Annotated in this window: 30 protein-coding genes; 12 read left to right on the top strand and 18 right to left on the bottom strand. The window is 60.3% G+C overall.

Features of this window, described 5'->3' with window-relative positions; all coding sequences use genetic code 11:
• Positions 1 to 63: 63 nt before the first annotated feature.
• Positions 64 to 1,236 carry a BaiN/RdsA family NAD(P)/FAD-dependent oxidoreductase gene (locus tag BLO49_RS04450; protein WP_220083693.1) on the bottom strand — a complete coding sequence of 391 codons (1,173 nt, stop codon included), beginning with the start codon at positions 1,234 to 1,236 and terminating at the stop codon, positions 64 to 66.
• Positions 1,237 to 1,393: 157 nt separating this feature from the next.
• On the opposite strand from BLO49_RS04450, the gene BLO49_RS04445 reads away from it, so the two are divergent.
• From BLO49_RS04445 to BLO49_RS04430, 4 genes are all read left to right on the top strand, one after another.
• Positions 1,394 to 1,522: an entericidin gene (locus BLO49_RS04445; protein WP_090644676.1), complete on the top strand. Its 129-nt coding sequence runs from the start codon at positions 1,394 to 1,396 to the stop codon at positions 1,520 to 1,522.
• Between the two features lie 134 nt (positions 1,523 to 1,656).
• Positions 1,657 to 1,782 (top strand): entericidin A/B family lipoprotein, encoded by a 126-nt coding sequence (locus BLO49_RS04440; protein WP_090644673.1) that lies wholly within the window; start codon positions 1,657 to 1,659, stop codon positions 1,780 to 1,782.
• Positions 1,783 to 1,820: 38 nt separating this feature from the next.
• Positions 1,821 to 2,375 carry a DUF1287 domain-containing protein gene (locus BLO49_RS04435; RefSeq protein ID WP_245678853.1) on the top strand — a complete coding sequence of 185 codons (555 nt, stop codon included), beginning with the start codon at positions 1,821 to 1,823 and terminating at the stop codon, positions 2,373 to 2,375.
• Positions 2,376 to 2,420: 45 nt separating this feature from the next.
• On the top strand, positions 2,421 to 3,080 hold the full coding sequence (locus BLO49_RS04430; protein ID WP_090644668.1) for a hypothetical protein: 660 nt from the start codon (positions 2,421 to 2,423) through the stop codon (positions 3,078 to 3,080).
• Here the strand turns inward: BLO49_RS04430 and BLO49_RS04425 are convergent.
• From BLO49_RS04425 to BLO49_RS04405, 5 genes are all read right to left on the bottom strand, one after another.
• Entirely contained in the window at positions 3,042 to 4,073 is a 1,032-nt protein-coding gene (locus tag BLO49_RS04425; protein ID WP_415500085.1) for an adenosine deaminase, read from the bottom strand. The genes BLO49_RS04430 and BLO49_RS04425 overlap by 39 nt on opposite strands.
• Positions 4,074 to 4,083: 10 nt before the next feature.
• The gene (locus BLO49_RS04420; protein WP_090644663.1) at positions 4,084 to 5,679 is read right to left on the bottom strand and encodes an MFS transporter; all 1,596 of its coding nucleotides are present in this window, start codon (positions 5,677 to 5,679) and stop codon (positions 4,084 to 4,086) included.
• A gap of 119 nt (positions 5,680 to 5,798) precedes the next feature.
• Positions 5,799 to 7,229, bottom strand: coding sequence for a chloride channel protein (locus BLO49_RS04415; protein WP_090644660.1), 1,431 nt, complete (start codon positions 7,227 to 7,229; stop codon positions 5,799 to 5,801).
• On the bottom strand, positions 7,222 to 7,704 hold the full coding sequence (locus tag BLO49_RS04410) for a MarR family winged helix-turn-helix transcriptional regulator (protein ID WP_090644657.1): 483 nt from the start codon (positions 7,702 to 7,704) through the stop codon (positions 7,222 to 7,224). Before BLO49_RS04410 ends, BLO49_RS04415 begins: the two co-directional genes overlap by 8 nt.
• A gap of 53 nt (positions 7,705 to 7,757) precedes the next feature.
• Positions 7,758 to 8,645 carry a LysR family transcriptional regulator gene (locus BLO49_RS04405; RefSeq protein ID WP_090644654.1) on the bottom strand — a complete coding sequence of 296 codons (888 nt, stop codon included), beginning with the start codon at positions 8,643 to 8,645 and terminating at the stop codon, positions 7,758 to 7,760.
• Between the two features lie 102 nt (positions 8,646 to 8,747).
• Between BLO49_RS04405 and BLO49_RS04400 the strand changes: the two genes are divergently transcribed.
• Both BLO49_RS04400 and BLO49_RS04395 read left to right on the top strand, forming a co-directional pair.
• Positions 8,748 to 9,659 (top strand): NAD-dependent epimerase/dehydratase family protein, encoded by a 912-nt coding sequence (locus BLO49_RS04400; protein WP_090644651.1) that lies wholly within the window; start codon positions 8,748 to 8,750, stop codon positions 9,657 to 9,659.
• A gap of 30 nt (positions 9,660 to 9,689) precedes the next feature.
• Positions 9,690 to 10,445, top strand: coding sequence for a metallophosphoesterase family protein (locus BLO49_RS04395; protein WP_090644649.1), 756 nt, complete (start codon positions 9,690 to 9,692; stop codon positions 10,443 to 10,445).
• A gap of 39 nt (positions 10,446 to 10,484) precedes the next feature.
• Here BLO49_RS04395 and BLO49_RS04390 read toward each other — a convergent pair whose 3' ends face one another.
• On the bottom strand, positions 10,485 to 11,204 hold the full coding sequence (locus BLO49_RS04390; RefSeq protein WP_090644646.1) for an SDR family NAD(P)-dependent oxidoreductase: 720 nt from the start codon (positions 11,202 to 11,204) through the stop codon (positions 10,485 to 10,487).
• 138 nt (positions 11,205 to 11,342) lie between these two features.
• Here BLO49_RS04390 and BLO49_RS04385 point away from each other — a divergent pair, with 138 nt between their 5' ends.
• The 3 genes from BLO49_RS04385 (at position 11,343) to BLO49_RS04375 (ending at position 14,616) form a co-directional block, all read left to right on the top strand.
• Positions 11,343 to 11,906: a TetR/AcrR family transcriptional regulator gene (locus BLO49_RS04385; protein ID WP_090644643.1), complete on the top strand. Its 564-nt coding sequence runs from the start codon at positions 11,343 to 11,345 to the stop codon at positions 11,904 to 11,906.
• A 24-nt stretch (positions 11,907 to 11,930) separates the two neighbouring features.
• Positions 11,931 to 12,641 (top strand): YoaK family protein, encoded by a 711-nt coding sequence (locus BLO49_RS04380; protein WP_090644641.1) that lies wholly within the window; start codon positions 11,931 to 11,933, stop codon positions 12,639 to 12,641.
• Between the two features lie 184 nt (positions 12,642 to 12,825).
• The gene (locus BLO49_RS04375) at positions 12,826 to 14,616 is read left to right on the top strand and encodes a chloride channel protein (protein ID WP_170828201.1); all 1,791 of its coding nucleotides are present in this window, start codon (positions 12,826 to 12,828) and stop codon (positions 14,614 to 14,616) included.
• On the opposite strand, the gene BLO49_RS04370 is transcribed toward BLO49_RS04375, so the two are convergent.
• The 6 genes from BLO49_RS04370 to BLO49_RS04345 all read right to left on the bottom strand — a co-directional run bounded on the left by BLO49_RS04370 (position 14,617) and on the right by BLO49_RS04345 (position 18,999).
• The gene (locus BLO49_RS04370; protein ID WP_090644638.1) at positions 14,617 to 15,249 is read right to left on the bottom strand and encodes an SOS response-associated peptidase; all 633 of its coding nucleotides are present in this window, start codon (positions 15,247 to 15,249) and stop codon (positions 14,617 to 14,619) included. It lies immediately after the preceding gene.
• 92 nt (positions 15,250 to 15,341) lie between these two features.
• The gene (locus tag BLO49_RS04365; RefSeq protein ID WP_090644636.1) at positions 15,342 to 15,527 is read right to left on the bottom strand and encodes a hypothetical protein; all 186 of its coding nucleotides are present in this window, start codon (positions 15,525 to 15,527) and stop codon (positions 15,342 to 15,344) included.
• A gap of 152 nt (positions 15,528 to 15,679) precedes the next feature.
• A complete protein-coding gene (locus BLO49_RS04360; protein WP_170828200.1) occupies positions 15,680 to 16,438 on the bottom strand; it encodes a helix-turn-helix transcriptional regulator in 759 nt (252 codons plus the stop codon).
• 72 nt (positions 16,439 to 16,510) lie between these two features.
• On the bottom strand, positions 16,511 to 17,242 hold the full coding sequence (locus BLO49_RS04355) for a helix-turn-helix transcriptional regulator (RefSeq protein ID WP_090644632.1): 732 nt from the start codon (positions 17,240 to 17,242) through the stop codon (positions 16,511 to 16,513).
• A 57-nt stretch (positions 17,243 to 17,299) separates the two neighbouring features.
• Entirely contained in the window at positions 17,300 to 17,878 is a 579-nt protein-coding gene (locus BLO49_RS04350; RefSeq protein WP_090644629.1) for a uracil-DNA glycosylase family protein, read from the bottom strand.
• Complete coding sequence (locus BLO49_RS04345) at positions 17,875 to 18,999, bottom strand: heavy metal-binding domain-containing protein (RefSeq protein WP_090644626.1); 1,125 nt, start codon at positions 18,997 to 18,999, stop codon at positions 17,875 to 17,877. Before BLO49_RS04345 ends, BLO49_RS04350 begins: the two co-directional genes overlap by 4 nt.
• Before the next feature lie 172 nt (positions 19,000 to 19,171).
• Here BLO49_RS04345 and BLO49_RS18365 point away from each other — a divergent pair, with 172 nt between their 5' ends.
• Positions 19,172 to 19,336: a hypothetical protein gene (locus BLO49_RS18365; protein WP_170828199.1), complete on the top strand. Its 165-nt coding sequence runs from the start codon at positions 19,172 to 19,174 to the stop codon at positions 19,334 to 19,336.
• Here BLO49_RS18365 and BLO49_RS04340 read toward each other — a convergent pair.
• Positions 19,333 to 19,743, bottom strand: coding sequence for a CBS domain-containing protein (locus BLO49_RS04340; protein WP_090644624.1), 411 nt, complete (start codon positions 19,741 to 19,743; stop codon positions 19,333 to 19,335). The genes BLO49_RS18365 and BLO49_RS04340 overlap by 4 nt on opposite strands.
• 38 nt (positions 19,744 to 19,781) lie before the next feature.
• Positions 19,782 to 20,774 (bottom strand): hypothetical protein, encoded by a 993-nt coding sequence (locus BLO49_RS04335; RefSeq protein ID WP_139159617.1) that lies wholly within the window; start codon positions 20,772 to 20,774, stop codon positions 19,782 to 19,784.
• A gap of 217 nt (positions 20,775 to 20,991) precedes the next feature.
• Between BLO49_RS04335 and BLO49_RS04330 the strand changes: the two genes are divergently transcribed.
• Positions 20,992 to 22,338 (top strand): glycoside hydrolase family 27 protein, encoded by a 1,347-nt coding sequence (locus BLO49_RS04330; protein ID WP_090644618.1) that lies wholly within the window; start codon positions 20,992 to 20,994, stop codon positions 22,336 to 22,338.
• Here the strand turns inward: BLO49_RS04330 and BLO49_RS04325 are convergent.
• Complete coding sequence (locus BLO49_RS04325; protein WP_090644616.1) at positions 22,335 to 22,652, bottom strand: hypothetical protein; 318 nt, start codon at positions 22,650 to 22,652, stop codon at positions 22,335 to 22,337. The genes BLO49_RS04330 and BLO49_RS04325 overlap by 4 nt on opposite strands.
• A 151-nt stretch (positions 22,653 to 22,803) precedes the next feature.
• Here BLO49_RS04325 and BLO49_RS04320 point away from each other — a divergent pair, with 151 nt between their 5' ends.
• A complete protein-coding gene (locus BLO49_RS04320; protein ID WP_090644613.1) occupies positions 22,804 to 23,082 on the top strand; it encodes a hypothetical protein in 279 nt (92 codons plus the stop codon).
• 42 nt (positions 23,083 to 23,124) lie between these two features.
• Here BLO49_RS04320 and BLO49_RS04315 read toward each other — a convergent pair whose 3' ends face one another.
• Positions 23,125 to 24,090, bottom strand: coding sequence for an NAD-dependent epimerase/dehydratase family protein (locus BLO49_RS04315; protein ID WP_090644611.1), 966 nt, complete (start codon positions 24,088 to 24,090; stop codon positions 23,125 to 23,127).
• The gene (gene kbl / locus BLO49_RS04310) at positions 24,087 to 25,304 is read right to left on the bottom strand and encodes a glycine C-acetyltransferase (RefSeq protein WP_090644608.1); all 1,218 of its coding nucleotides are present in this window, start codon (positions 25,302 to 25,304) and stop codon (positions 24,087 to 24,089) included. The genes BLO49_RS04315 and kbl overlap by 4 nt, the downstream gene beginning before the upstream one ends.
• Positions 25,305 to 25,380 lie beyond the last annotated feature (76 nt).

The raw sequence follows: 25,380 nt of genomic DNA, 5'->3' as shown, positions 1-25,380 counted from the left end.
GTACCCCTGATATCGATTTCATTCCTGTCATAGTGGCAAAGGATGACAGGCGGGTAAAGGCGTTTAGCGCAGATGGGGCTTCTTAGCCTCCAATATCGACTGTGCTGCTGCAACGGCCGTCGAAAAACAGGCTTGCAGCAGATAGCCGCCGGTCGGGGCTTCCCAGTCGAGCATTTCGCCGATCGCATAGACATCTGGCAGGGCCTTCAGTTCGAAATCTGGCGCCAGGGCTTCAAACCTGATGCCGCCGGCTGAGGAAATGGCGCGATCCAGGCCTTGCGCGCCAGTCAGCCGCACGGTCACCGTCTTGAAGTCGGCGCCTGGCTTTTCATGCACCAGGGCAATGGCTGCCGGCGACAGGTTGAGCGCCTTGCGCAACCGGTTGCTTAAAGAGTCCTTAGGTGAGGCACGTTTCAGCTTGTTGATCGCCTGGTCGGCGGACAGATCGGGACGCAGGTCTATGACCAGATCGGCGTGTCCGTCTTTCGCAATGGCATCGCGCAAAGCGGCGCTAAGGGCATAGATGGCGCCGCCTTCGACGCCAGTGCGCGTCAGCATCAGCTCGCCCTTCACCTCACGGCCGGCGAATTTCACGGCGACATTTTTCAGCGGTTCACCGGCGAATTTGTCGGCGAAATGCGCGCTCCATGTCGTCTGGAAACCGACATTGGCTGGCTGGAAAGGCGCTATCTCAACGCCCTTTTCCGCCAGCAGGCCGGTCCAGCCGCCATCGCCGCCAAGCTTCGGCCAACTTGCCCCGCCCAACGCCAATATGGTGGCTGCCGAAGTTACCCGCACATCGTCATTGAACAACAGCGCTCCGTCCTGCCATCCGCGCCACTCATGCCGGGTATGCAGAACCACGCCCTGCGCCTCTAGCCGTTTCAGCCAGGCGCGCAGCAGGGGGGACGCCTTCATGGCTTTCGGAAATATACGCCCCGATGTGCCGATGAAGGTCTCCGCACCCAGCCCGTCGGCCCAGGCGCGCAGGTCTTTCGGCGTAAAGGCTTCCAGTGCTGGTTTCAGCAGGGGCGCGCGCTTGCCGTAGCGAGTGACGAAGCGATCAAACGGCTCGGAATGGGTCAGGTTCAACCCACCACGTCCGGCCATCAGGAACTTGCGCGCCACCGAAGGCATACGGTCATAGATTTCCACATGCCTTCCGGCGGCGCTTAAAATCTCGGCGGCCATCAGCCCGGCCGGGCCGGCGCCAATAATGATAATCGGGTCTTTCATAGGGGCGCTCATACGCTTTTACGGCGTCAGGCGCCATGCTTACCCGATGTCGCCATGATTTTATCCATAAGACGCGCTCATTGAATCCTTATGCGCAAAACTCAATTCTGATCTTACGTGGCGCCTGATGCCACCTAATCTGAGAAGGACAAATGACATGAAGCGCCTCGCACTGTTTACCGTTATCGCCATCCTGCCGATCCTGGCCGCCTGCCATACCATCCAAGGGGCCGGCAAGGACGTGACCGCTGTTGGCAAGGGCATGGAAAGCGCCGCCAGCAACTGATTGCCCACGATGTTATCAAAGGCCCATGGCGCTGGCGTCATGGGCCTTTTCCTGTTTGCGGCGGGACATATTTCCCGTAAATTCGCCGCAATTGCGAGTCAGGCTCGCAAGCTGTTAAATCTGAGGAATCCACCATGAAACGTTTCGCCCTGATCGCTGTTATTGCCCTTCTGCCGGTGCTGTCCGCCTGTCACACCATCCAAGGCGTCGGCAAGGATATCACCGCCGTCGGCAAGGGCATGGAAGACGCGACCCACTGATCATGAACCGCCGCGCTTTTCTGTCTGGATTTTCAGGCATGGTCCTCTCTGGGCCAGCCCTGGCCACGCCAGATAAGTGCGGCGCTTTTCTCAAGGCTGCGCATGAGCAGACCCGCCATTCCGTAACCTATGATAGCGCCTACACGCGCATTCCCTATCCTATGGGAGATGTACCCCAAAACAGGGGGGTGTGCAGCGATGTGGTAATCCGTGCCTATCGCGCCATAGGGGGCGACCTTCAGCAGCAGGTACATGAGGATATGGCGGCGCATTTCAGCCTGTACCCGAAAGACTGGGGTCTGTCGCACCCTGACCGCAACATTGACCACCGTCGCGTGCCTAACCTGCGCGTGTTCCTGAGGCGCTATGGCCGGTCCCTGCCTATGACGCATAATCCGGCAGATTATGTGGCGGGTGATTTGGTTACTTATCGTCTGCCGGGCAACTACCCTCACATCGCTATTGTCAGCGATGAACGGGCTCTCGAAGACAGGCGACGGCCATTGATAATCCACAATATCGGCTGGGGACCAAAGCAGGAAGACAGTCTCTTCGGCGCTGAAATCACCGGCCATTACCGTTATGGTGTTTAAAAGCCATAGCCACTATACTGGCCCGGTATTTTCAGGCGCAGTTTCATGACTATCAGACGCTTTATACTCTGGCTGGGTGAAAGGCTGATCGAGTGGCAGTTGGCGATTGCGCTGTTGCTGGCGGTGAAATTTCTGCTGCCGGTATCTTCCGAAAGCTATGCCGATTTTCCCGCCTTTGCTGTCGGGATGCGCGAAACCTTGGGCAACAGTCTCGCCGATGCCGCCTTCATGACGCAGAATTTCATGAACGGCGACTGGGGGCTTTACTGGGCCAATGCCTGGCGCGCGGCCGGCTGGATCATTGGGCTGCATATCTACTTGCAGGGGATATATCTATTTACCTCGCTGCTGGCGCGGCGGGTCGCGCCCGATTATCCGGTGCGCGGCAGTCTGATCGCCTGGGTGGTCAGTTTTGCCGTACTGTGTGGTCTCTATTATCACTACCGCGATCCAGGCAGCCTGCGGCTGGCCTTATGTCTGCTGGTTGGCGGCGGCCTAGTCGTAGCCTCCAGCGCCGCCTTTGGTTTGCTGTTCACCACTCCGGTGCGTTCAGTACCGAGCCGGTCATATTCGCCCCTGCCGCGCGGGCCGATCCTTGACGAGGCGCCGCCGGACCTGCCAGGCAAGCTTCAAGCCGATCTGCCGGCCGTGGCCGCGCCCCAGCCGTCAGTGTTCCGCCGCGAACGCCTCTATTTCAGCGATTAAGGCGGTCTTCCGCTCCTCGCTCAGGAAAGAGCCGGTTATCGAGTTGCGCGCCAGCGTCAGGCAATCCTCGCGGTCGATCAGGCCGCAGCGGGTCAAGCTGAGGAAATTGTCGTTCACATAGCCGCCGAAATAGGCCGGATCGTCGGAATTGATCGTGGCGCGCAGACCCTTTGCCAGCATGTCGGGGATCGGGTGGTCGTTCAGGTCTTTTACCACGCAGAGCTTGTGATTGGAGAGCGGACAGACCGTCAAGGTCATGCCTTCACGCACAATATGTGCTACCAAAACAGGATCTTCCAGCGAGCGGTTGCCGTGGTCGATGCGGTCGATGTGCAGGATATCCAGCGCCTCATAAACATAGGCCGGCGGGCCTTCTTCGCCGGCGTGGGCGCAGAGTTTGAGGCCCAGTTCGCGCGCCTTGGCGAAGACATTAGTGAATTTCGACGGCGGATGACCGACCTCGGAACTATCCAGCCCAACGCCTATGATCTTATCGAGATATGGCACGGCCATGGCCAGGCTCTCGAAGGCGGCCTCCTCGGAGAGATGACGCAGGAAGCTGTGGATCAGCGAGACCGACAAGCCTAACGCCTCGGCATCCTTCGCCGCGCGGTTCAGGCCCTCGATGACATAGGCGTAGGGAATGCCGCGATCGGTGTGGGTCTGCGGATCGAAGAAGATTTCGGCATGGCGGACATTATCGGCGGCCGCCCTTTTAAAATAGGCCATGGCCAGATCATAGAAGTCTTCTTCGGTGCGCAGGACATTGGCGCCCTGATAATAGATATCCAGAAAATCCTGGAGGTTGGAGAAGTCATAGGCGGCGCGCAGAGCCTCGATCGACGCGTAGGGCAGGTCTATGCCGTTGCGCTGTGCCAGATCGAACATCAGCTCCGGCTCCAGCGAGCCTTCGATATGCAGGTGCAGTTCGGCCTTGGGCAGGCCGGCAACAAAGGCATCAAGTGAGGTGTCGGGCACGTAATCCTCCTTCAGAGGCTTTATTCTAGCCGGGTCTGCGCGGTTTTTCCAGTTGCCGCAGGTCAAGGCCCTTGGTTTCGGTGCCGTATTTAACAAATAAACCAAGGGTGACGACGATCGGCACGATGATCATGCCCGCGGCGATCCCCAGTGGCGGCACCAGGGCGGTAATGCTGAGCGTCTGGGCCAGCACGCCGCCGCCTTTGGTGCAGGCGGCAATCCAGCCGGTGGCGCGTCCGCGGATTGCCAGGGGGTAGCTCTCCGAGGCGTAGGGCAGTAGAATGGCCAGAATGCCATTGGAGCCAATGATCAGCAGGGCGATCGGCAGAACCGGACTCCCCCCCTTGCCGGTCTCTAACAGCAGCACCCAGATCAGCCCGGCGAGCGTAATGGTCACCATGGTGGTGAAGGCCCATTTGGTGCTCCACTGGCTGTAGATCCAGGTGCAGACAAAAACGGTCGGGAAGGCGATCAGCGAGGATTCGGCCAGCAGTTTCGATGACAGGGCCATGGAATAGCCTTTGGCCACCAGGTCATTGGGCAGCCATAGCAAAAGGCCGAAATTGATCAGGCCCCAGGCCAGCGCCGCGATGGTCAGTGCCGCCGTTTTACCGATCAGGCCGGGCGTCCAGAGCTTGGGCTCGGTGCCGTCGTGCTTTGAATGATGGTGCGCAAAAGTGTCATCGGTGTCCTCTTCATTGGCGCCCAGTTTGTGGCTGACCGTACCGAACCGCGCCATGATCTTGTGCGCCTCCTCATCACGCCCGCGCGATAGGAGGAACTTGGCCGATTCGGGGATCAGCCCGCCCATCAGGATGAGGATGAGGCCGGTCGGCAGATTGATCAGCCACAGGATGCGCCAACTGAATGTCGGCACCAGCAGGTAGGAAAAGCCCGAGGCCGCGAAATAGCCGCCGACCGCCCCCAGGCCGCCGACCAGCACCAGCGCCCAGCCGCGATGGCGCGACGGCATGGTTTCAGCCAGCAGGGCATAGGTGACCGGCAACATGCCGCCGGCGCCGGCGCCCATCAGGAAGCACATGATCTCGTTCCACAACAGGCTCGGCATGGCGCCGCAGATCGAGGTGCCGACGAAGACCACAGCAGACAGGAGGATCGAGGCCTTACGGCCGTAGATGTCGGCGATGATGCCCCACAGGATCGAGCCGGTGACCGTGCCGATCAGGGCGAAGAAGGGCACAAGCGAGGCTTCCGCCTTGCTGACGCCGTACTCTTTGATCAGGCCTGGCATGACGAAACCGAGAGAGGCGGGCTTCATGACGTCGATAATTAGGGCCACGACCAGAACCAGCATCAGCAGGGCGTGAGCGGGACCAAGCTTCGCATCCTCCGGCGCGGCAACCGCAATACGCGCGGCGGATTTCACCTGCGCGTCGACACCTTTCGGCAGCAGGCCGTAGGCGGCGATACCAATGCCCGCGACAATCAGGAACATGCCGAACAACATGCCATTGTCCATCGGCATTCCGGCCAGGGCGAAGCCCATGTCCTTGCCCATCCAGAACATCGGCAGATGCAGCAAAACGCCGATAGTGACACATGCACAGCCGAGTCCGAACGCCCACACACCGCGTCTGTCGAGAAATACCTTGGCGTCCATATGCCTCTTGCCCCGAATTGTTTTCTTTAAGGCATACGCAGAAATTTGCCGAAATAAAGCTTTAAATTCATAAGCTTCGCAAAAATCGCCAACATTAAATTGTTGCTACGTTGGTACGTTCAAGGCTTTGCCGGGGTTTGCGGCCCATGCGCCATATATTCCGACGGCACATGGTGGCCCCGCCGCACCAGCTTTTCCGTCATGATTGTGGTTTTCATGACAAAGGCCGAGACCATAAAGGCGGTCGCGCAACCGGCGAGAAGCGGCAGCAGGGTATTGAACTGCTGAGTCACTTCCAGGGCAAACAGCACCGAGGCGAAGAGGGCGCGCGAGGCGCCGGCAAAGCAGGCGGCCATGCCGACCAGTCCGGCCATGCGCAGGTCAAGGCCCAGCGAAGGCAATGCCGCCTCGAACACCTGAGCCGTCAAAACGCCCAGCCCGCCGCCGATGGTGAAGATGGGGGCGAGCGTGCCACCCGATGTGCCGCTGCCGAGCGCGATTGACCAGGCGATGAATTTCAGCAGGCAGAAGGTAAGCAAGGCGATGCCGAGGAAGTTGCCGCTTAAGATTCGGTCGATATTGTCGTAACCGACCCCCATAACGCGCGGTTCCCACAGGCCGACCAGCCCGACGATCAGACCGCCGATGGCCGGCCACCACATCCAGTGGATCGGCAGGCGCTCGAACAGGTCCTCGATCAGGTAGGTCGATTTGGCAATTATGACCGCGAACAGGCCCATGATGACGCCCAGGGCAGCGTAGCCGATCAGGGCGGCGGGGGAGGCTGGGGCGAAGATGGCGATATGGAACAACAGGTCGGTGCCGAACAGGAAGGGCCGCAGCATGATGGCGCTCAAGGCCGCCAGGGCGATGGGGATAAAGGAGCGAGGTCGGAACTCGAAGACCAGCAGTTCGATAGCCAGCAGGATGGCGGAAAAGGGTGTGCCGAAGATGGCGGTCATACCCGCCGCGGCGCCGGCGGCCAGCAGGGTTTTGCGTTCATGCGCCGTAACGTGGATGACCTGACCGAGCAAGGAGCCGAGCGCGCCGCCGGTGGCGATGATCGGACCTTCCGCGCCGAAGGGGCCGCCGGTGCCGATGGCGATGGCAGCGGACAGCGGCTTGAGGAAGGTCATGCGCACCGGAATGCGGCTGTCATTGGTCAGGATCTGCTCCATCGCTTCCGGAATGCCGTGGCCGCGAATGGCCTTGGCGCCAAAGCGCGCCATCAGGCCAACGATCAGCGAGCCGATCACCGGCACGGCAATCACGAACAGGCCGAGATGATGCCCGGCGGGCGAGACAAGATCAAAACCCACACGCTGATAAAAGGCCAGGTTGGTGATCAGGCCGATCAGCGCCATCAGGCCGCGTGCGATCGGCGTCATGATGAGGGCCAGACCGATGCATAAAGCGCCGACCAGCAGGCTGCGGCGATCAAGCGCACGAGGATGGCGCTCGACATCGGCCTTTTCCAGAACCGGACCGAGCCCCAGCGAGATCGGCAGGCCCGGCGTGGTGGAGGCGTTCTTTATTTCGTGGTCACTCATCAGGGGTACTCTTGTCTTCAAAGAAGAAGCGGGCGGGGTGTTCGTTCAGGTGCGCCGCTTCAATAAGCGCATTCAGGCCACCGGCCAGTTTTTCCAGGGTCGGCGGCGGCAGGGTGGCGACCGCCTGCATCAGCTTTTCGTGGGCACTGACCGGGCTGGCAGTGAGTACGGCTTGGCCGGCCTCCGTCAGGTAAAGCTCGACGCGGCGGCCGTCGGCGGCGGCGCGCACCCGGCGGATCAGACCGCGGGTTTCCAGGCGGGTGACGATTTCGGACACCGTACTCTGGTGGGTAAAGGTCGCGGCGGCCAGTTCATTGACCGACAGGCCCTCATGCGCCTGGATGCGCTTTAGCACCAGCAGTTGCGCGGCGGTGAGGCCGGTCGCCTGTTCGCTGTGCGTGGCCGATTGGCGCAGGGCCTGGACGATGCGCCGCAGGGAATCCATGACGATTTGTGGATCGGTGGGTGGGGACATAGATATATCGGCTCCAATGTATTGGCCCCCATATACTTTGATAATCCCCTTGTCTAGGCCCTTGCGCTGAGGAGGGCGGTCAGACGGGCGGTCAGGAAGTCAGCAACGCGGCGGATGCGGGCGTTGGTGCGCACCTCTTCGTGCATGACCAGCCAGACGGGCAGGGCAGGCAGGGGCATGCCGAGGTCGATTTTTTCAAGGTTTGGCTGCGCATCGGCCAGCAGGCATTGCGCGAACCCTATCCCTGCTCCGGCCAGCAACAGGTGCCAGCACACCATCTGGTCGTCGGTTCGCACCGGGAACTGGTGGCGTGTCACCGGATAGCCCATCGCGGCATAGCCTTTTATAATATCGTCAGCACGGTCGAAACCGATGACGTCGTGGCCGAGGAGTTCCGGCATGGTCTGCGGCCGGCCCTTGCGTGCCAGATAGTCCCTGGTAGCATAAACCCCCAGGGGCGTTTCGCCGAGCCTGCGGGCGATCAGGGCGTTCTGTGTCGGGTCAAACATGCGCAGAGCGATATCGGCATCGCGGCGCAGCAGGTTTTGCGAAGCATCTGACGCCACAATCTCGACCTGGATCAGCGGTTCTTCGCGCCTGAGGTCGGCGATAAGCGGCGGCAGAATCAGGTTGGACACCACTACCGAAGCGGTGAGGCGCACCGTGCCCGAAAGAGTTTCGGCCTTGCCCTGAGCCTTGAGGGCCAAGGCTTCGGCGGCGCGACCCATTGCGCGGGCGTCATCGATCAGGCCAAGCGCGGCCTCGGTGGGCTCAAGCCCCCTGACCGAGCGCCGGAACAGGGGTGTGCCGATGGCGGTTTCCAGTTCCCTGACATGGCGGCTCAGCGTCGGCTGGGTGGCGCCGATCCGCGAGGCGGCGGCCGACAGCGATCCGGTATCGATAACGGCAAGAAAGGCGCGAAGCAGGGTCCAGTCGAGCACTTTAATCCATCCAAAATTGAATAATTATGATCAGATTATAGGTAATTTATATGCGTAGTTAAATGAAATAAATCTCGTCCTGTTAATGCAAGGAGAGATGACATGAAGACGGTTCTGGTTCTGGGCGCCAATGGCGGCGTCGGCAAGGTGGTGGCGAAGGCGTTTCTTGACAAGGGCTGGCGTGTATTGGGTCTAGTGCGTGCCGGCAAGGCAACCGGAGAGGGAATTGTCCCGATCCATGCCGATCTGTTCGATGCAAGCGCGGTAGCAAGGGCCACAGGCCCGGTCGATCTGGTGTTCAATGGCCTCAACGTGCCCTATCCGGTCTGGGCGGAAAAGGCCCTGCCGACCTATACCGCGGCGGCCGATATCTGCGAGGCGCTGAATGCCCGCCAGATCTATCCTGGCAGCGTCTATAATTTCGGCTCCTCCATGCCGCCGATCCTGACCCCGCAGACGCCCTTCGCGGCCGATACGCTGAAAGGCCGTATCCGGGTCTCGATCGAGGGGTTGTTCCGCGAACGCGCCGAAGCGGGCCGCCTGCGCACCATCGTCATCCGTGCCGGTGATTTCTTCGGTAGTGAGGCGCCCAATAGCTGGATGGGGGCGCTGGTGGCCAAAGACCTCGGCAAGGGTAAGATCGTGACACCCGGTAAAAAGACAACCGTCCACGCCTGGGCCTTCCTGCCCGATTTGGCGGCTACGGTGGTAAAACTGGCGGAGGTCGAAGCCACGCTTGGCGCCTATGAGGTGTTCCACTTCGAGAGCCAAAATGTTTCGGCGAAACGGCTGGCGGACGCGGCGCGCATGGCCCTGAGCCGCAAGGTTGCGGTGGGCCATATGCCGCGCGTCCTGTTTTCGCTGATCGCCATGTTTGATCCCTTCATGCGGGCGGCGCTGGAAATGCTGTACCTGTGGGATGTGCCGCACGCGCTGGAAGACCCGCGCCTAGCCGAGGTGATCGGCGAGTTGCCGCACACGCCGCTCAGTGAAGCCATGAAGACTTTGCTTTGAAACCGACGGCGCCCTGCCTATATAGGGCGCATGACCTCCCGCATTGCACAACTGACCTACGCCATCGGCGATATCCACGGCTATGACGATCTCTTTGAGCGAATGATCGATCATATCCGGGCTGATGCGGAAGGGCTGGGGGAGCGGCCGCGTATTGTCCTGCTGGGGGATTATGTCGATCGCGGACCGGCCTCGCGCCAGGTGCTGGATCGGGTTGGGCGCCTGCTGGCGGCGGATTGGTGCGATGTGGTGGCGCTGATGGGCAATCACGAAGAGGCGCTGCTGCGCTTCCTTGATGAGCCTGAGTTTGGCGATACGTGGCGCGACTGGGGCGGAGCGGCCACGCTTGATTCCTACGGCGTGGTCATGCCCTACATGGCGCGGTCCATGGAAATCTGGGACGAGGTCAGCCGCCGGTTCGCGGCCAAGGTTGACCCGGCGCATCTGGAGATGCTGCGGGCCATGCCGTCCTCCTTCCAGGCGGGCGATTATCTGTTCGTCCACGCCGGGGTCGATCCGGACAGGCCGCTGGCAGAACAGGACAGCGCCACCTTCATGTATATTCGCGGACGGTTCCTGAGGGCGGATCAGGCGTGTGACTATGTGGTTGTTCACGGCCATTCGCCGCACAAGGTGCCGGCCAATACGCGCTGGCGGATCGGGATCGATACCGGCGTCTATTATAGCGGCGTACTGACGGCAATGCGGCTGCGTGGCGAAGAGCGCGAACTGATTCAGGTGCAACAGGAGATGGATTTGGATCGTGCTCCACCGGTGTTCTTTTAGATAAATTAAAGGCCGGGATTGCTCCCGGCCTTTATTATTTTAGCCTTCACCAGCCAGGGCTGTATCGAGCGTCTTGCCATCGGTGGCCCAGAGGTTGCCGATATGCAGCGCCACCGGGTCAGGGAAGATGTAGGTCTCGTTGGCAGCGATCCCCTTGACGATCTGTTCGGCGGCATGTTCCGGCGTGGCCTTGACCATCGGGATATCCTTCGCCAGGTCGGTATCGATCGGGCCGGGATAGATGCCGAGCACTTTGATACCGGAGCCTTTGAGCGTGACGCGCAGGGTCTGGGTCAGGGATTGAAGGGCCGCCTTCGAGGCGGAATAGCCGGCGAGGCCCGGCGCCGAAGTCAGGCCGACCACGCTGATCACATTGGCGATGGTGCCGGACTTGCGCGCCTCAAAAACTGGCGTGAAGGCGCGGATGACACGCAGGGTGCCGTAATAGTTCGTATCCATGTCGCCATTGATCAACTCGATCGGGCTTTCGATGAAGTTGGCGAAGACGGCGGTGCCGGCATTATTGAGCAGGATGTCGGTATCGGCGGCGGCCTTCACAGCAGCATCGACCGACGCCTGGTCGGTAATATCGAGTTGCAGCGGCACAACGCGGGAATCGCCAAAATCGGGCAGCGACTCCAGCCGGCGGGCACCGGCGTAAATCTTCTTTACATCGGTCTTGATCAGTTCGCGGACGGTGGCGGCGCCGATGCCGCGGTTTGCGCCGGAAACGAGGACAACTTGATTAGCATAGGACATGACGAACTTCCTTTTGAAAGAGCCGTCGAATCCGGCGGCCGAGAAATGTAAACTGATCTGTTTACATCGCCATAGGTAAACAGATCGGTTTACATTGTCAAGCGGACATGATAGAAAATTTCTCAAGGAGATTTCGCCATGGCCGGCACCGCCACCCCCACCAAAAAGCAGGAGATCATTGCCCAGGCCTATGATGCCTTCTATGACGGCGGCTTTCATGCCACCGGCATCGACACGGTCATGGCCAATAGCGGCATTTCCAAGCGCACCCTCTATAAGTATTTTCCCTCGAAGGAAGACCTGATCGAGGCGGTGCTGGACCAGTATGGCGAGGACACCGATACCTATCTCTTCAAGCCGGCCTTGGCGCGCAGCGATGATCCCCGGGAGCAGATACTGGCCCTGTTCGATGTCCGCCGCGAGATGATGGAAGCATCCTGCCGGGGATGCCTGGCCATGAAGGCCGGGCAGGAATATATCGGCAAGCATGAGGGTATTGCCGCGCGCGGCCGGGCGGCTTCGGAATATGTCGAAGGCCGGTTCGTCGAACTGTGCCAGAAGGCCGGCCTTGTAAATCCGCTGGACACCGGGCGGCAGATCGGGCTGCTGTTCCAGGGCGCGGCCATGACCGCCCAGATGCAGCAGAAACCATCGGTTTTCGAGACGGCCAAAAAGGCGGTTCATATCCTGCTTGCGGCCTGATCGGCCTTCGCCATAAAAGAGGGCATGAACACCGTTCCTTCGCTTCTCGGCAAAAGACCCGAACGCACCCTGCCGGTGGCGGCCCTGCTGATCGCGGCGGCCGGTATGCTCGATGCTTTCACCTATGCCGGCTATGGCGGTGTCTTCGCCAATGCCATGACTGGCAATATTGTGCTGATGGTGGTTCGGATGGCCGAGGGGGAAGGGCGCCTGGTCCTGCCGTTCGCGGCGCCGATCGCCGCCTATATCTGCGGCGTCGCGGTGGCACAGGTGCTGAAGGAAAAACCGTTGGCCGGGCTTCTGCCATCGCAGGCACGTTTCTCGCTCGGCCTGGAGATTGTCTTTCTGGTCGTTGTCGCCTTCCTGCCTAAAAGCGTGCCCGACATGCTGGTGGTAACCGGTATCGCCTTCGTGGCGGCGCTCCAGGCGTCAGCCTTCTACCGCCTGGGCGAATTTGCCTACACATCCGTGACCACCAGCGCCAATCTGCGCCATTTCGCCAGCGCCACCATTGCCTGGCTGATCTATGGTGAAGGACGGGAGAGGCGTCGGGAATCGCTGTTCTTCCTGTGCCTGTGCATCTGCTTCATCGGTGGTGCGCTGTTGGGCGCGGTGGCGACCCTGACGTGGGGCCATGCGGCGGTCTGGTTGCCGGTCGGTCTGCTCAGCGTGGCCTTTGCGCTTTGCCTGCCGTGGACGAAAGGAATCCGCGAGATGTTGGGCGAAGACAAATAGCGACAGGATATTGATCTTAAAGCGCATCCCAAAAAGTGTGACGCACTTTTTGGATTAAGATGCGCGTTAAAACAAAAGCTTGGATCGCCGACCTAATTCATTCAGATCGACGCTCCAGGCGCGAATTGTCTTCACAAGGCCACCTTGCCGGCCTAGTGTGAACCGGTATGCGTCGTGAGCCAGCATGTCCTTATCCAATCCGCACCTGAGTGATTACATCCTGGGAAAGGTCGTCAAGCGGCCGGTCCTGCGCGGCGTGGCCCTGGTCAAGCGTCATTTGCAAGGCTCGGAAGTGTGGTTCATCGTGCTGGCCGGCGGCATCGGCCTGCTCGCCGGTGTCATGGCGGCCCTGCTGGGGCATTTCGCCCATATGCTGCAATCCATTCTGTATGGCTTTTCGCCGGACCTGCGCCTGAGCGCCCTGCCGAATATCGAGCCCTGGCACCTGATCGCCCTGCCGCTCGGCGGCGCGGCCTTGGGGCTGGTGCGATTCATATTTCCCCGCCGCACCCGTCAGCCGATCGACGTGGTCGAGGCCAATGCGCTTTATGGCGGCCGCATTCCGCTGCGCGACAGTCTGATCGTGTCGTTTCAGACCTTCCTGTCCAACGGCTTCGGCGCCTCGGTCGGGCTGGAAGCGGCCTATGCCCAGTTGGGCGGCGGCATCGCCTCCAAGATCGGCCAGTGGCTTGATCTCAAGCGGGTTTCCCTGCGCACACTCGTGGGGGCGGGGGCCGGATCGGCGATCGGCGCGGCCTTTGGCGCGCCTTTGGCCGGCGCGTTTTACGCCTTTGAACTGGTGCTTGGCGGCTATACCGTGGCGGCGCTGGCCCCGGTGGCGGCCGCCTCGCTGATGGCGGTGCTCGCAGCGCAACTGATGAATATCGAGCCCTTCGTCATCGCTTCGACCGTCGGGCAAACCATCGAGATCAGCGGTTACCTGCTCTATGCCGTTCTGGGCGCGTTGTGCGCGGGGGTGGGCATAGCCATCATCCGGCTGGTGGCCAGCGTGGAGGCCGTGGTGCGCAAGCTGCCGATCGGCGATATCTGGCGGCCGATGATCGGCGGGCTGTTTCTCATGCCGGTGGCCTGGGCCGCGCCTCAGGCCCTGAGTTCTGGACACGGTGCCATGCACCTCTATATGGCGCAACAGGCAGCGGTGCTGACCCTACTGGCGGTTTTCGCCCTGAAACTGTGCGCCTCGGTTATTTCGTTAGCCTTCGGCTTTCGCGGCGGTCTGTTCTTTGCCTCGCTATTTCTGGGGTCGTTATTGGGCGCGGCCTTTGCCCAGATCGTCAACCAGATCTATCCAGCGGCTGACCTCGATATCCTCAATGCCTCGCTGGTCGGCATGGCGGCACTGGCCGTGGCCGTGGTCGGCGGGCCGATGACCATGTCGCTGATGGTGCTGGAGGTGACGCACGACTTCAACCTGACGGCGGCGGTGGTGACCGCGGCGCTGTGTTCGAGCGCTATCATCCGCGAGCGGTTTGGTTATTCCTTCTCGACCTGGCGCCTGCACCTGCGCGGCGAAACGGTGCGCAATGCTCGCGATATCGGCTGGGTGAAGGCCCTGACAGCGCAAAGCCTGATGCGCAAGAACCATACGACCCTGCCGGATAGCCTCAGCGTGGCGGCCATGCGCGAGCAGGTGCCGTTGGGCTCGACGTCGCGTGTCCTGCTGATTGATAACAAGGGCGATTACCGTGGCATCGTCCTCACCGCCGAGGCGTGGATCGAAAATCAGGAGACGCTTACCCCCTTGCGTGAACTGGCCCGCCAGACCGAGGTCTATGTCCGGCCGGACATGGATATTTCAGCCATCATGCGCGTCTTCGAGCATTTCGGTGTCGATGACCTGGCGGTGGTGAATGAGGACCACAAACTCCTGGGTCTGCTGACGGAAAAGTATGTCAACCGCCGTTATGTTGAAGAACTGGAGCGCTCACAGCGCGAGTTCTTTGGCGAGATGTGATCAGAACAGCGAGCCCTGCATGGGCGCCACGGGTGTTTCCGCCTGGAGCCGGAGCGATACGGAGGCCGTCAGATCGACCGGCTTGCGACGCAGCCAGTTATCCCATTGGTCCGGGGCCAGTATAACCGGTTCGCGGTCATGGATGGGGACCATATCATGGCCGGCATTGCGGGTCAGCAGGGTGAAACTCCAGATTTCACCCTCCGTCAGGTTTGCACAGTCCCAGAGGCCGGCAAAAGCCAGGGGCTGGTTGTCAGCGCGCGTGAGGCACCATTTGCGGCGAGTATTTTTCTCGCCGGACCATTCATAGAAACAATCGGCCGGCACAACGGCGTGACGGTATTTCCAGGCCCCCTGGAAGACACGCTTTTCCGTTACCGTATCCAGCCTTGCATTGAAGGTGGTGGCTTTCCAGTCCTTCAATGCGCCGGAATACCAGTGCGGTATCAGTCCGAAACGCGCCAGTATGACTTCCAGCCGGCCGCTTTCCGGGTTTTCGATCACGATCGGCGCGCCGCCGGTCGGCACCACCCTTGACGGCTGGCCAAATTCTACCTGATCAGGCGCATCCGGCAGGTGCAGGGTATTTTTCAGATAGTTGAGATAGAGGGCGGCCTCAAATTGTCCGCACATAGGTTGCCTCCCGTATGTGCGGACAATTCTGGCCCCCCGCGCCCCCCGGTGCAAGCTCCAATCGGAGCGGTGCCTCCTGAATAGCGAAGTCTTTAATTCATATACGCTTTGGGTGGATGGAAATGCCGGCGCATCCGGGCATTCAGTTCGGCGTGCTTGGAATCGCAGTAGCGCGTGATGAACCGTTCGAAAACATAATCCAGGCCATCGACCAGTTCATGATCCCCGGTTTGGAGCGCCAGGCATTTCAGTTCCTCCAGGCGTTCAAGAACCTCCATACATGTTTCGTCATGTGTCAGTGGTTCTGGAAAAGGCTTTTTCCCTGACTCGACCCTGCTGGACATGTCCGCCTCTGAAACGCTACGCATCAGGCTAAGACAATCACAGTCATCTGTGTCGCGCTATCACGAGAATTCGTGATCCGGCAGGCTCAGGGATGAACAATACCTTCGGCGATGGCCTTTACCACTGCCGTTACGCGGCTGTGGGCGCCCAGCTTGGCAAAGACATGGCGCATATGTGTATCGACCGTATTGCGGCTGATACCCAGGATAATGGCGATTTCCGCATCGGTCTTGCCGGAGGCCACCCAACTGAGGATTTCGGCTTCCTTAGGCGTTACTCCCGTGGCGGGACGGTACGGTGAGGGCGGGCGGGCATTCAGCCGCTTATAGCTGAGATAAAACTGCGCTGTGAGGGCGCCGATCAGGTCCAGATTGGCCTGGGTGCGCGCATGGGTGGCATCCTGTTTTTCCGCCGAGGCCAGGCCCAGGCTGGCCATCAATCCGTTGCGGCCCCAGATCGGTGTCGATACCCCATTATGCAGCCCCCCCTCGCGCGCCACATTGTAAAGGCGCGTCTGGGCCGGTTTGTACTGAGAGCGTTTTTCATGTGTTTCCCAGTCCAGGCTGCCGGTCCGGACCTTAAGCGCCTGCATCACCGGATCATAGGAATCGCAGTTGTTTTCCTTGTAGAAATCACGCAGTTCTTCGGGGAAATTGTGCAGGACGCCGCGGCCATGCACGCGCTGCGGCAGGTCCGGATCATCGATCACCCACAGGCTGATGCGATCATAACCATGCTGCGCCACGGCCTTTTTCAGCAGGCGAAACAGATCGGCATCCTCCGTCACCTGCCGGGTGTCGGTGATAAAATCCTCAAACTGATAGCGCTGTTCAGAATCAAACATGGAGCCAAATCTCATCAAGCGGCTCTTTATTAACATGGCGCCGCGAAACGGGCGCGCAAATTCGCAACAGCGTTACGGACAGATATGCCCCTGTGTCAATCCGGTCACCACGGCCGAGACCCGGTTGGTGGCGTCAAGCTTGCGGAAGATGCTGCGCAGGTGGGTATCGACCGTATTGCGGCTGATGCCCAGGATGACGGCAATCTCTTCGTCCGTTTTCCCGGCGGCAATCCATGTCAGAACTTCCGTCTCCCTGGGCGAGAGGCTGAACGTCGGCGCCGGGCGGGCGTAAAGCCGGCGGTAGGACAGATAAAACTGCGTACACAGGGCATTGATCAGATCGAGATGGGCGTATGCGCCGTCATTCGGTGTGGAGGCCGCTAGCCCGACTCCGCCTACAGCCTTCAGCGCCCGCATGGGCACGGCTATGCCATTGTTCAGGCCCGCATCGACGGCTTCGTTCATGAAACGGGTCTGGGCCGGCGTATAGGTGGAAGTGGCTTTCAGGTTTTCCCAAGTGAAGCCGGAAGAGTGCGTAAGGGCTGCGTGGAGCACCGGATCGAGACGGGCATAGTCCTTTTCCAGATAGGTTTTTTGCCAGTCATCCGGATAGGTGTTGAAGATGTTCGGCCGCTGATGAGATTTTGGCAGCAGCGGATCGTGAGCGATCGAAAAAATCATCTGGTCATAGCCATATTGGCTGACGCTGCGTTGCAGGTGCGCGAACAGGGCCTCGCCCGTCTGGGCGGCCTGGGTATCCCTGACAAAATCCTCGAACAGGTAGCGCTGGGTACGGTCAAACATGGAGGCGGTCTTTATTTCGCCCTTATTACCACAAAGCCGGACCCGAGGTCGCGTAAATTATGTTAGCGCTGTCATTATGGTGGAACGCAGATAGGGCACGATCTCCGTCTCGAACCACGGATTGCGCTTTAGCCATATCTGGTTGCGAGGGGAGGGATGGACGAGCGGCAGGTAGCCGTCATCAATATAGTCCCGCCAGGCGCGGACGGTGTCCCCCAGTGTGGCCTTGCGGCGAGAGCCGAGGTAATGGGCCTGCGCGTATGCGCCGATGAGCAGGGTCAGTTTGATATCGGGCAGGGTGGCGCGCACGCGCTCATGCCACAGCGGTGCGCATTCCGGGCGCGGGGGATTGTCGCCGCCTTTACCTCGGCCAGGATAGCAGAAGCCCATCGGCATGATGGCGAACAGGCTTTCGTCATAGAACTGCGCCGGCGTCACGCCCAGCCAGTCGCGCAGACGATCACCTGACGCGTCATTGAAAGGGATACCCGACATATGTACCTTCAGGCCGGGCGCCTGACCGATAATCCGTATTTTCGCGCGTGGATCGCCGGCCTGAACCACCGGCCTTGGTCCCAATAGCAGGTGTGTGGCGCATACTGTGCAGGCGGCAATATCATTGAGGAGCGGTGTCACGCCCCCTGGCTATCCGCCGGACGCATCAGCGACATGCCCATATCCGAATCCATCCAGGTATCCTTGTCGTGGACAATGGCTTGGGCCGGCATCATCTGCGTGGCCGTCGCCATGCCGGACGCCTTGCGTACCGCCGTGCCTATGGCCATGAACTCGATCAGGCCCTGGCCGATCTCGATGATGTAGGTCTTCACCCCCACAACCTCCTCGGCGCCGATGGAATCGGCCTCCGCCTTCAGGCGATCGAGCGCATGTTCGCGGGCGTCATGCACCAGTGAGGTCAGTTCGCTGATCTCCCCCTTGGCAAAGGATTTGAGCGCCGAGAATATACCGCCGACCAGGCCCAGCGAATAGATCGAGGTCGACATCAAAAGCTTCATCGGCGCGTAGCCAAGGCTTGCCATCGACCACAGTTCCTCGCCGGTCAGGTCGGAGGTGACCACATGATCACTATCGAGGCCCGGATGATGTGCCGCCGTGCCGGTCATGACCATTTCATGCGTGCCCATCCACGGCAGGATGGTGGTGCGGATGCCCAGCACCGCATTGGCACCATCGGCCCGCGCTGCCGCAGTGATGCGGTCCAGCGCCTTGTGGCGGGTCTTGTTGAAGACGTCGGAATATTCCGAAATCTCGCCGCGGCCCAGTTGCTTGAGCGCGCCGATAAAGCCGCCACCAATCCCCATGGAATAGGCGATATTGCCGAAGACATGCTGGATCGGCCGGTAACCGGCATCCATATGGCACCACAGTTCCTGAGCATTGCCCGCAGTGGTGAAGAAGTCGCCGCCCCCGCTTTTCGAGAAGACGCAACTGCCGACAAACAGAAATTCCGTATTGCCGGAAAAGGCGCGCAGGTCACCGGAAACGCCGGCGACGCCTGAAGCGCCGTGATTTTGCGCCTCCTTGGCCATGCGGGCGAAGGCGTGCATCCGTCCGTCTTGGATGGCCTGGGTGACCTGCGGGATTTCACCGCCCAGGATATTGTTCAGCCCGGCGCCCAGCGAACCGAGAAAGCCCATGGAATTGACGCTGTTGCCCACCACAAGCTCGCCGGCCGAATAGCCCTTGAGCGCCATGCAGTAGATTTCATTGCCCGACAGTCCGGTAACTTTTGCCATAACCGCGTTCCTTGCTTTGCATCTGGAAGGGCAAGGGTGGCGGCTTTTCACGCGAAAAGTCAACGGTCGCCGACGCTTTTCGGCTTATCTGGGATTTATATTCGGGAGTGATGTCCACAACTGCAACATTACGCCTAAAAGATCAGGCTCGCTGAATTTACAGGAGGCGGGTATGCAAATCTATAACGACCACCATAATGTTCGCGCGAACACCGCTCACGCCGAAATGGACGCCGTGGCGTGGATCGGCCTTGGGTTGTCTTTGCTCGGCCTGGCGGCCTTCGGCGCCTATACAGCCTTCTTCCTGGCTGGCTTTATAAACGATCTAGTGGCTTAAATCTGGGCCACCTGAAGTTCGATCTCACCGGCCAGTCTTTGTTCATCGGCGCGGGCAATATCGCCCAGCGTGATGACGCCGACCAGGCGCTTGCTGTCATTCAGCACCGCCAGGCGCCGGATCTGCTCGCGTTTCATCACATCGGCGGCTTCGCGCAGGTCGTCATCCTCGAAACAGTAGACAATGGTTTCCGACATGACATCGCTCAGATGTGTATCCGGTCCCATGCCTGCGGCCACGGCGCGAATGACGATATCGCGGTCCGTCACCGCGCCCTTCAATTTGACGCCATCGCCGACCGGCAGGTAGCCGAAATCGCCATCGCGCATCATTTCCGCCGCCTGCCGCAGGGTGGTCTGCGGGCTGGCGATGTGAAAATCGGTACTCATGATATCCTTGACGTGCATCTTTTCCTCCTGTGGTTGACGGACGAAAATCCGTCGGTTCAGCAACGTCGCCCCCGGCCGGTATGAGGCGGGTTGCGTTCCCACTCACGCGACGGGTTGCGATCCTCGAAATCGCGCTCCGAAGTGGCGCTGTAGCCGCGCGGCTGGCGCGGATCGCTGCGATCGTCCTCGTGTCCATAATCGCGTTCGTCCGGACGTGAGGCGCGATAACCGTAATCGTCGTCACGGAAACGGGAATTGCCATAGGAGCCGCGGTCACGGTCGTATTCGCTGCCGTTGCGCTGTTCGTTGCGCCAGTCATCATTTGGGCGCCACTCATGCGCACCACTGCGATAGGCGGTTTCGCGCCACTGCCGGTCACGCCAATTGTTCTGGAAGCGCCGGTCGTCGGGATGGCGGCGTTCATCATCCCGATTGTCGACGCGGACGTTTGCCTGCCAGCCATTTTGCCGGTCGTTCAGGTCATCCCGATCGCGTTCAGCGCGGTTGCCGTCATAATGCCCCCGGTCGTCCTCATGCCAGCGACGGTCGTCCAGTCGGGCGCCGGAATAGCCGCGTTCATGACTGAGATAGCGGCGGTCCACCTCGTTCATCGGATCGCCATAACCATCGTCCGGGCGGCGATTGGCGCCATGCCCCATCTGGACATAGCGGCTGCCGGCCGAGCGATTGCCACCGGAGCGGCTAAAGGACTGATAGGCCCGGCTGTCGTCATTATAGTGCGAATAGTCGGAATGGGTGTAATTGCGGTCTGCGGCCGTTTCGCCGCGCCAGTTCTCGCGGCCGCCATCCTTGTCTTCCCAGCCCTTTTCGCGTTTTTGGGCCCGGGCCGAAGATTGCGAACGCTCGATATCCTGCGTATCCGCCGCATGAAAATGCCTGTGTTCGTCCCGGTCCCGGCTTTCCTGGTGCGTGGCATGATTCCGTTCATTATCCATATCATTGTCGCGCTGAATGCGTGCCGCGGCGCCTTTTTTGATCTTGCTGGCGCCTTTGTCCTGTGATGTTTGGGAAGATCCGGTCGTGGCCATGGATATCTCCTGGGTATGTGAGAAACTGCGGACCAGAAAGGTCAACGCTTTGATTTTTTGTCATTTTTAAATGACATCTGGCCATACTCTACGCGCCTCTCCGTAAGGTTATTATGCCGATACCCCGGAGGCCGTATAAAATGTCCATAAAGCGTTTGAGGGGGTGGATTTTTACAATCAGGCTGATATTACTCAGACAATAAACGGGAGCGAGACCATGAACCTGACCACCAGCCGCCGCAGCCTGATGTACGGCCTGATTGCCGGAACCGGCGCCTTGCCTTTTTTGGCGTCTGCCAAAGAGTCCCACGCCGCGCCGGGGGCGGCACTGGCGCCACGGCCGCCGATGGGCTGGAATAGCTGGAACAGTTTCGCCACTACCATCAACGAGGCCCAGGCGCTGGAAACAGCACAAATCATGGCCGACAAGCTGAAACCGCACGGCTATACGGTCTTTACCATCGATATTCAGTGGTACGAGCCCGGCGCCACCAGCTACACCTATGCCGCCAAACCGGTCCCGACCATGGACGGCTATGGCCGCCTGTTGCCGGCGCCGAACCGTTTTCCCTCGGCGACGGATGGCAAAGGCTTCAAGGCCATTGCCGATCAGGTTCACGCCCTGGGCCTGCAATTCGGCATTCATCTGATGCGCGGTATACCGCGTCTGGCGGTCGAGCAGAACCTGCCGGTATTTGGTACCCAATTCCATGCGCGGGATATTGCCAATATGGAAAGCATCTGCCCCTGGAACCCGGATATGTACGGCGTCGATATGACGAAGCCGGGTGCGCAAGCCTATTATGACAGCGTGTTCACCCTCTATGCCTCCTGGGGCGTCGATTTCGTCAAGATGGACGACATGAGCCGGCCTTATGACGCGCACGCGCCGGAAATCGAGGCGGCGCATGCAGCCATTGTCAAGACCGGCCGGCCGATCATCCTAAGCCTGTCGCCTGGCGAAACGCCGGTGCCGCGTGCCGCTCATGTGCGGAAATACGCCCAGATGTGGCGGATCAGCGATGATTTCTGGGACGAGTGGCCGCTGCTTGAGGCGCAGTTCACGCGGCTGGAAAACTGGAACGAACACCGCACGATCGGCGGCTGGCCGGATGCCGACATGCTGCCATTGGGGCGGCTGGCGCTTGGCAACCGCGACACCAAGTTCACCCCGGCGGAGCAGAAGACGCTGATGACCCTGTGGTCGATTGCGCGTTCGCCGCTGATCATGGGCGGCGATCTGCGTCACCTCGATCAACCGACGCTCGATCTCCTGACAAACGATGAGGTGATTGCCGTCAACCAGTCGAGCCATGACAACCAGCCGCATTTCCTGGCCGATGGCCGGCGTGTCTGGACGGCACGGGCCGAAAATGGCGATCATTACCTGGCACTGTTCAATACTACGCCCGATGACGCCGAACTGAGCTTCGACCTGGGCATATTGGGACGCAAAAGCGCGAAGGTGCGCGATCTGTGGGCACGTACCGACCTGGATAAGGTCAGCGGGCGTTTCACGGCCCGTATTCCGACTCACGGGGCGGGGCTCTGGCGCTTGAGTTAGAGCCGGCAGCCGCGCGTGCCGATATGCAGGGTTTCCGCGAATTCGGCGGGCCCCAGAGGGGCGGCGAGGGCGGCAGCCATGAAGCGGGTGTGGATATCGGGAAAGGACATGACGCCCTGCTCGAAGCTGATCAGGTTGGCGCGGACGAAAATCCCCAGTTCGAATACGTCGATATCCTCACGGCGCCGCATACGCAGGGCGATCAGCTCGATGATATCGAGCGGGATATCGTCAGGATGATCCTCCAGCCGGAAGGCCACAAGAAGAGCGGCCATCTGGGCCCTGGTGATCTGGGTTTCATCTGCGGTAATCATGCGCTGGCTCCTTGCCGGAAGCGTCGCAAACTGCGCATCAGAGAGCCATATGTTTTTCCGGTGCAGATTGTGAGCGTCGTATGATCCGGCGCGGTATTTTTAACCTGGCCTTTAATCTTATCTGCACATCGTGCTTCAGGGAGATGACCCGATGCATGACCGCCTGACACGACTTGAAAACATCACGGAAGTCCTGGCGGCTTCGCGGCTGGCGGTATCTGGTGGCGTGACACAGGATGAACTGGCCATGGATGCCGCCCTGGCCGACCTTTTATTCGAGAAGAAGGCGGCGCTGGAGGTCCAGAAGGAAGCCTGTCCCGACAAGTCATTCGACTCGCGGGCCTATAACGACTTGCTGATGGCGGTGGCCGAGACGGTAGCCGGCATACGCGGTTTCGAGTTCAAGTACGACGTACGATTAATGTCGTAAAGATCTGAAAATTTAAATCTATTTACCCGCTGATAAAGTGATCTATCCGTGTGCGGCGCGCGCGGGAGGGCTGACAGGCATTTGCTGTTTCATGCCGGCCAGCATTTCGCTGACAAGCTGAGACAGGCCGTATGCGGCGCGCCAGCCCCAGTCCTGCCGGGCCTGGCTGTCATCGAGCGAGTTCGGCCAGGCGGCGGCTATGGCCTGACGATAATCGGGCGCGTAGTCGATGCGGAAGCCCGGTGACTGGCGGCCAATTTCGGCGGCGATCTCGGCCGGCGAGAAGCTGACCCCGGCAATGTTGTAACTGCCGCGCTCTGCGATGGCTTCGGGCGGCGCTTCCATCAGCTCGATCGTGGCGCGCACGGCATCATCCATGTACATCATTGGCAGGGTTTCATTCGCATCAAGGAAACAGGTGTAAGGCTCGCCCGCTACCGCCGCGCGGAAGATATCGATGGCGTAATCGGTGGTGCCGCCGCCTGGCGGGGTCTTGTAAGAAATCAGGCCGGGATAGCGCAGGCTGCGCACATCAACGCCGTGGGTTTCATGATACCAGCGACACCAGCCTTCGCCGGCCTGCTTGGAGATGCCGTAGACGGTTTCCGGTTCGATAATGGTCTTCTGCGGCGTAAGATCGGCCGGCGTGGTCGAACCGAATACGGCAATGGAACTGGGCCAGAAGAGGCGCAAGTTAAATTCCTTCGCCAGTTCAAGCACATTGAGCAGACTGCTCATATTCAGGTTCCAGGCCCACAGGGGTTTCTTTTCCCCCGTGGCGGAAAGCGCGGCGGCGAGATGATAGACCTGGGTGATATCGTGTTCGGTCACGACGCGGCGCAGGGCGTCTGCATCGGTGGCGTCGAGGATTTCGTGCTTGAGAGGCCCCGATTTCGCCGGCACGATATCACTGGTGACGATCTGGGCCGCGCCATACTTTTCCGCAAGCGCCATGGCCAGTTCGCTGCCGAGCTGGCCATTTGCGCCGATAATCAGGATTTTGCTCATCGGATCAGCCCCAGTTCGCGGCCGGCGGTGGCGAAGGCAGCCAGCGCCTGGTCCAGTTCCTCATCCGTATGGGCAGCGCTGATCTGGACGCGGATGCGCGCCTTTTCCTTCGGCACGACGGGATAAAAGAAGCCGACCGCATAGACGCCCAGTTCGAGCAGGCGGGCGGAAAGTTTCTGAGCCGTTTCAGCTTCGTGAGTCATGACCGGAATGATCGGGTGCTCACCGGGCTTGAGTTCAAAACCCAGCTCGGTCATGCCCTTGCGGAAACGGGCCGCATTCTGTTCCAGGCGGTCACGCAGGGTGGTGTCGCGTTCCAGCAGGTCGAGCACGGCCAGGGTGGCGCCGACGATCATGGGCGCGACCGTATTGGAGAAGAGGTACGGGCGCGAGCGCTGGCGCAGCAACTCGACCACCTCACGGCGCGCGGCGGTAAAGCCACCTGACGCGCCGCCGAGCGCCTTGCCGAGCGTGCCAGTGATGATGTCAACCTTGCCGAAGATGCCGCGCAACTCATGAGTGCCGCGCCCGCGGGCGCCGATAAAACCGGACGCATGACTGTCATCGACGCCGAGCAGAACGCCGTAACGGTCGCATAGGGCGCGAATCTCATCCAGTCGGGCAATGATGCCGTCCATGGAAAAGACGCCATCGGTAAAGACCAGCTTATGACGCGCGCCGGCGGCGTCCGCTTCCTGGAGGCAGCGCTCCAGATCGGCCATGTCATTATTCTTGTAACGGTAGCGCCGGGCTTTCGACAGACGAATGCCGTCAATGATTGATGCGTGGTTAAGTTCATCGCTGATAACGGCATCCGCATCGGTCAGCAAGGTCTCGAACAGGCCGCCATTGGCGTCAAATGCCGAACCGTAAAGAATGACGTCTTCGGTCCCCAGGAAGCGCGCCAGCCGCTGCTCCAGTTCCTTGTGCCGGTCCTGGGTGCCGCAGATGAAGCGCACGGAACTCAGGCCAAAACCGCGTTCGTCCAGTGCCTTGTGGGCCGCTGCGATAACCGCCGGGTGCGAGGACAGGCCGAGATAGTTGTTGGCGCACATATTGATCAACTGTTGACCATCGGCCAGGCGCACCAGTGCGCCCTGCGGGGTGGCGATCACCCGCTCGGACTTGAACAGCCCTTCCTGCCGTGTGGTGGCGAGCGCGGCTTTTACGTCTTCATAAAAGGCATCCGTGCGATTCGGGGACTGGCTCGACATGAAAACCTCTTTGGGCTAGGGTAACCGTTAAATCGAACATTGTGCAATATATCGATCTTGAATCCGCTATAACGGA

This window comes from Asticcacaulis taihuensis (assembly GCF_900100255.1).
Lineage (GTDB): Bacteria > Pseudomonadota > Alphaproteobacteria > Caulobacterales > Caulobacteraceae > Asticcacaulis > Asticcacaulis taihuensis.
Note: the sequence above shows the minus strand (reverse complement) of the source record. Positions and strands in the feature narration are given on the sequence as shown.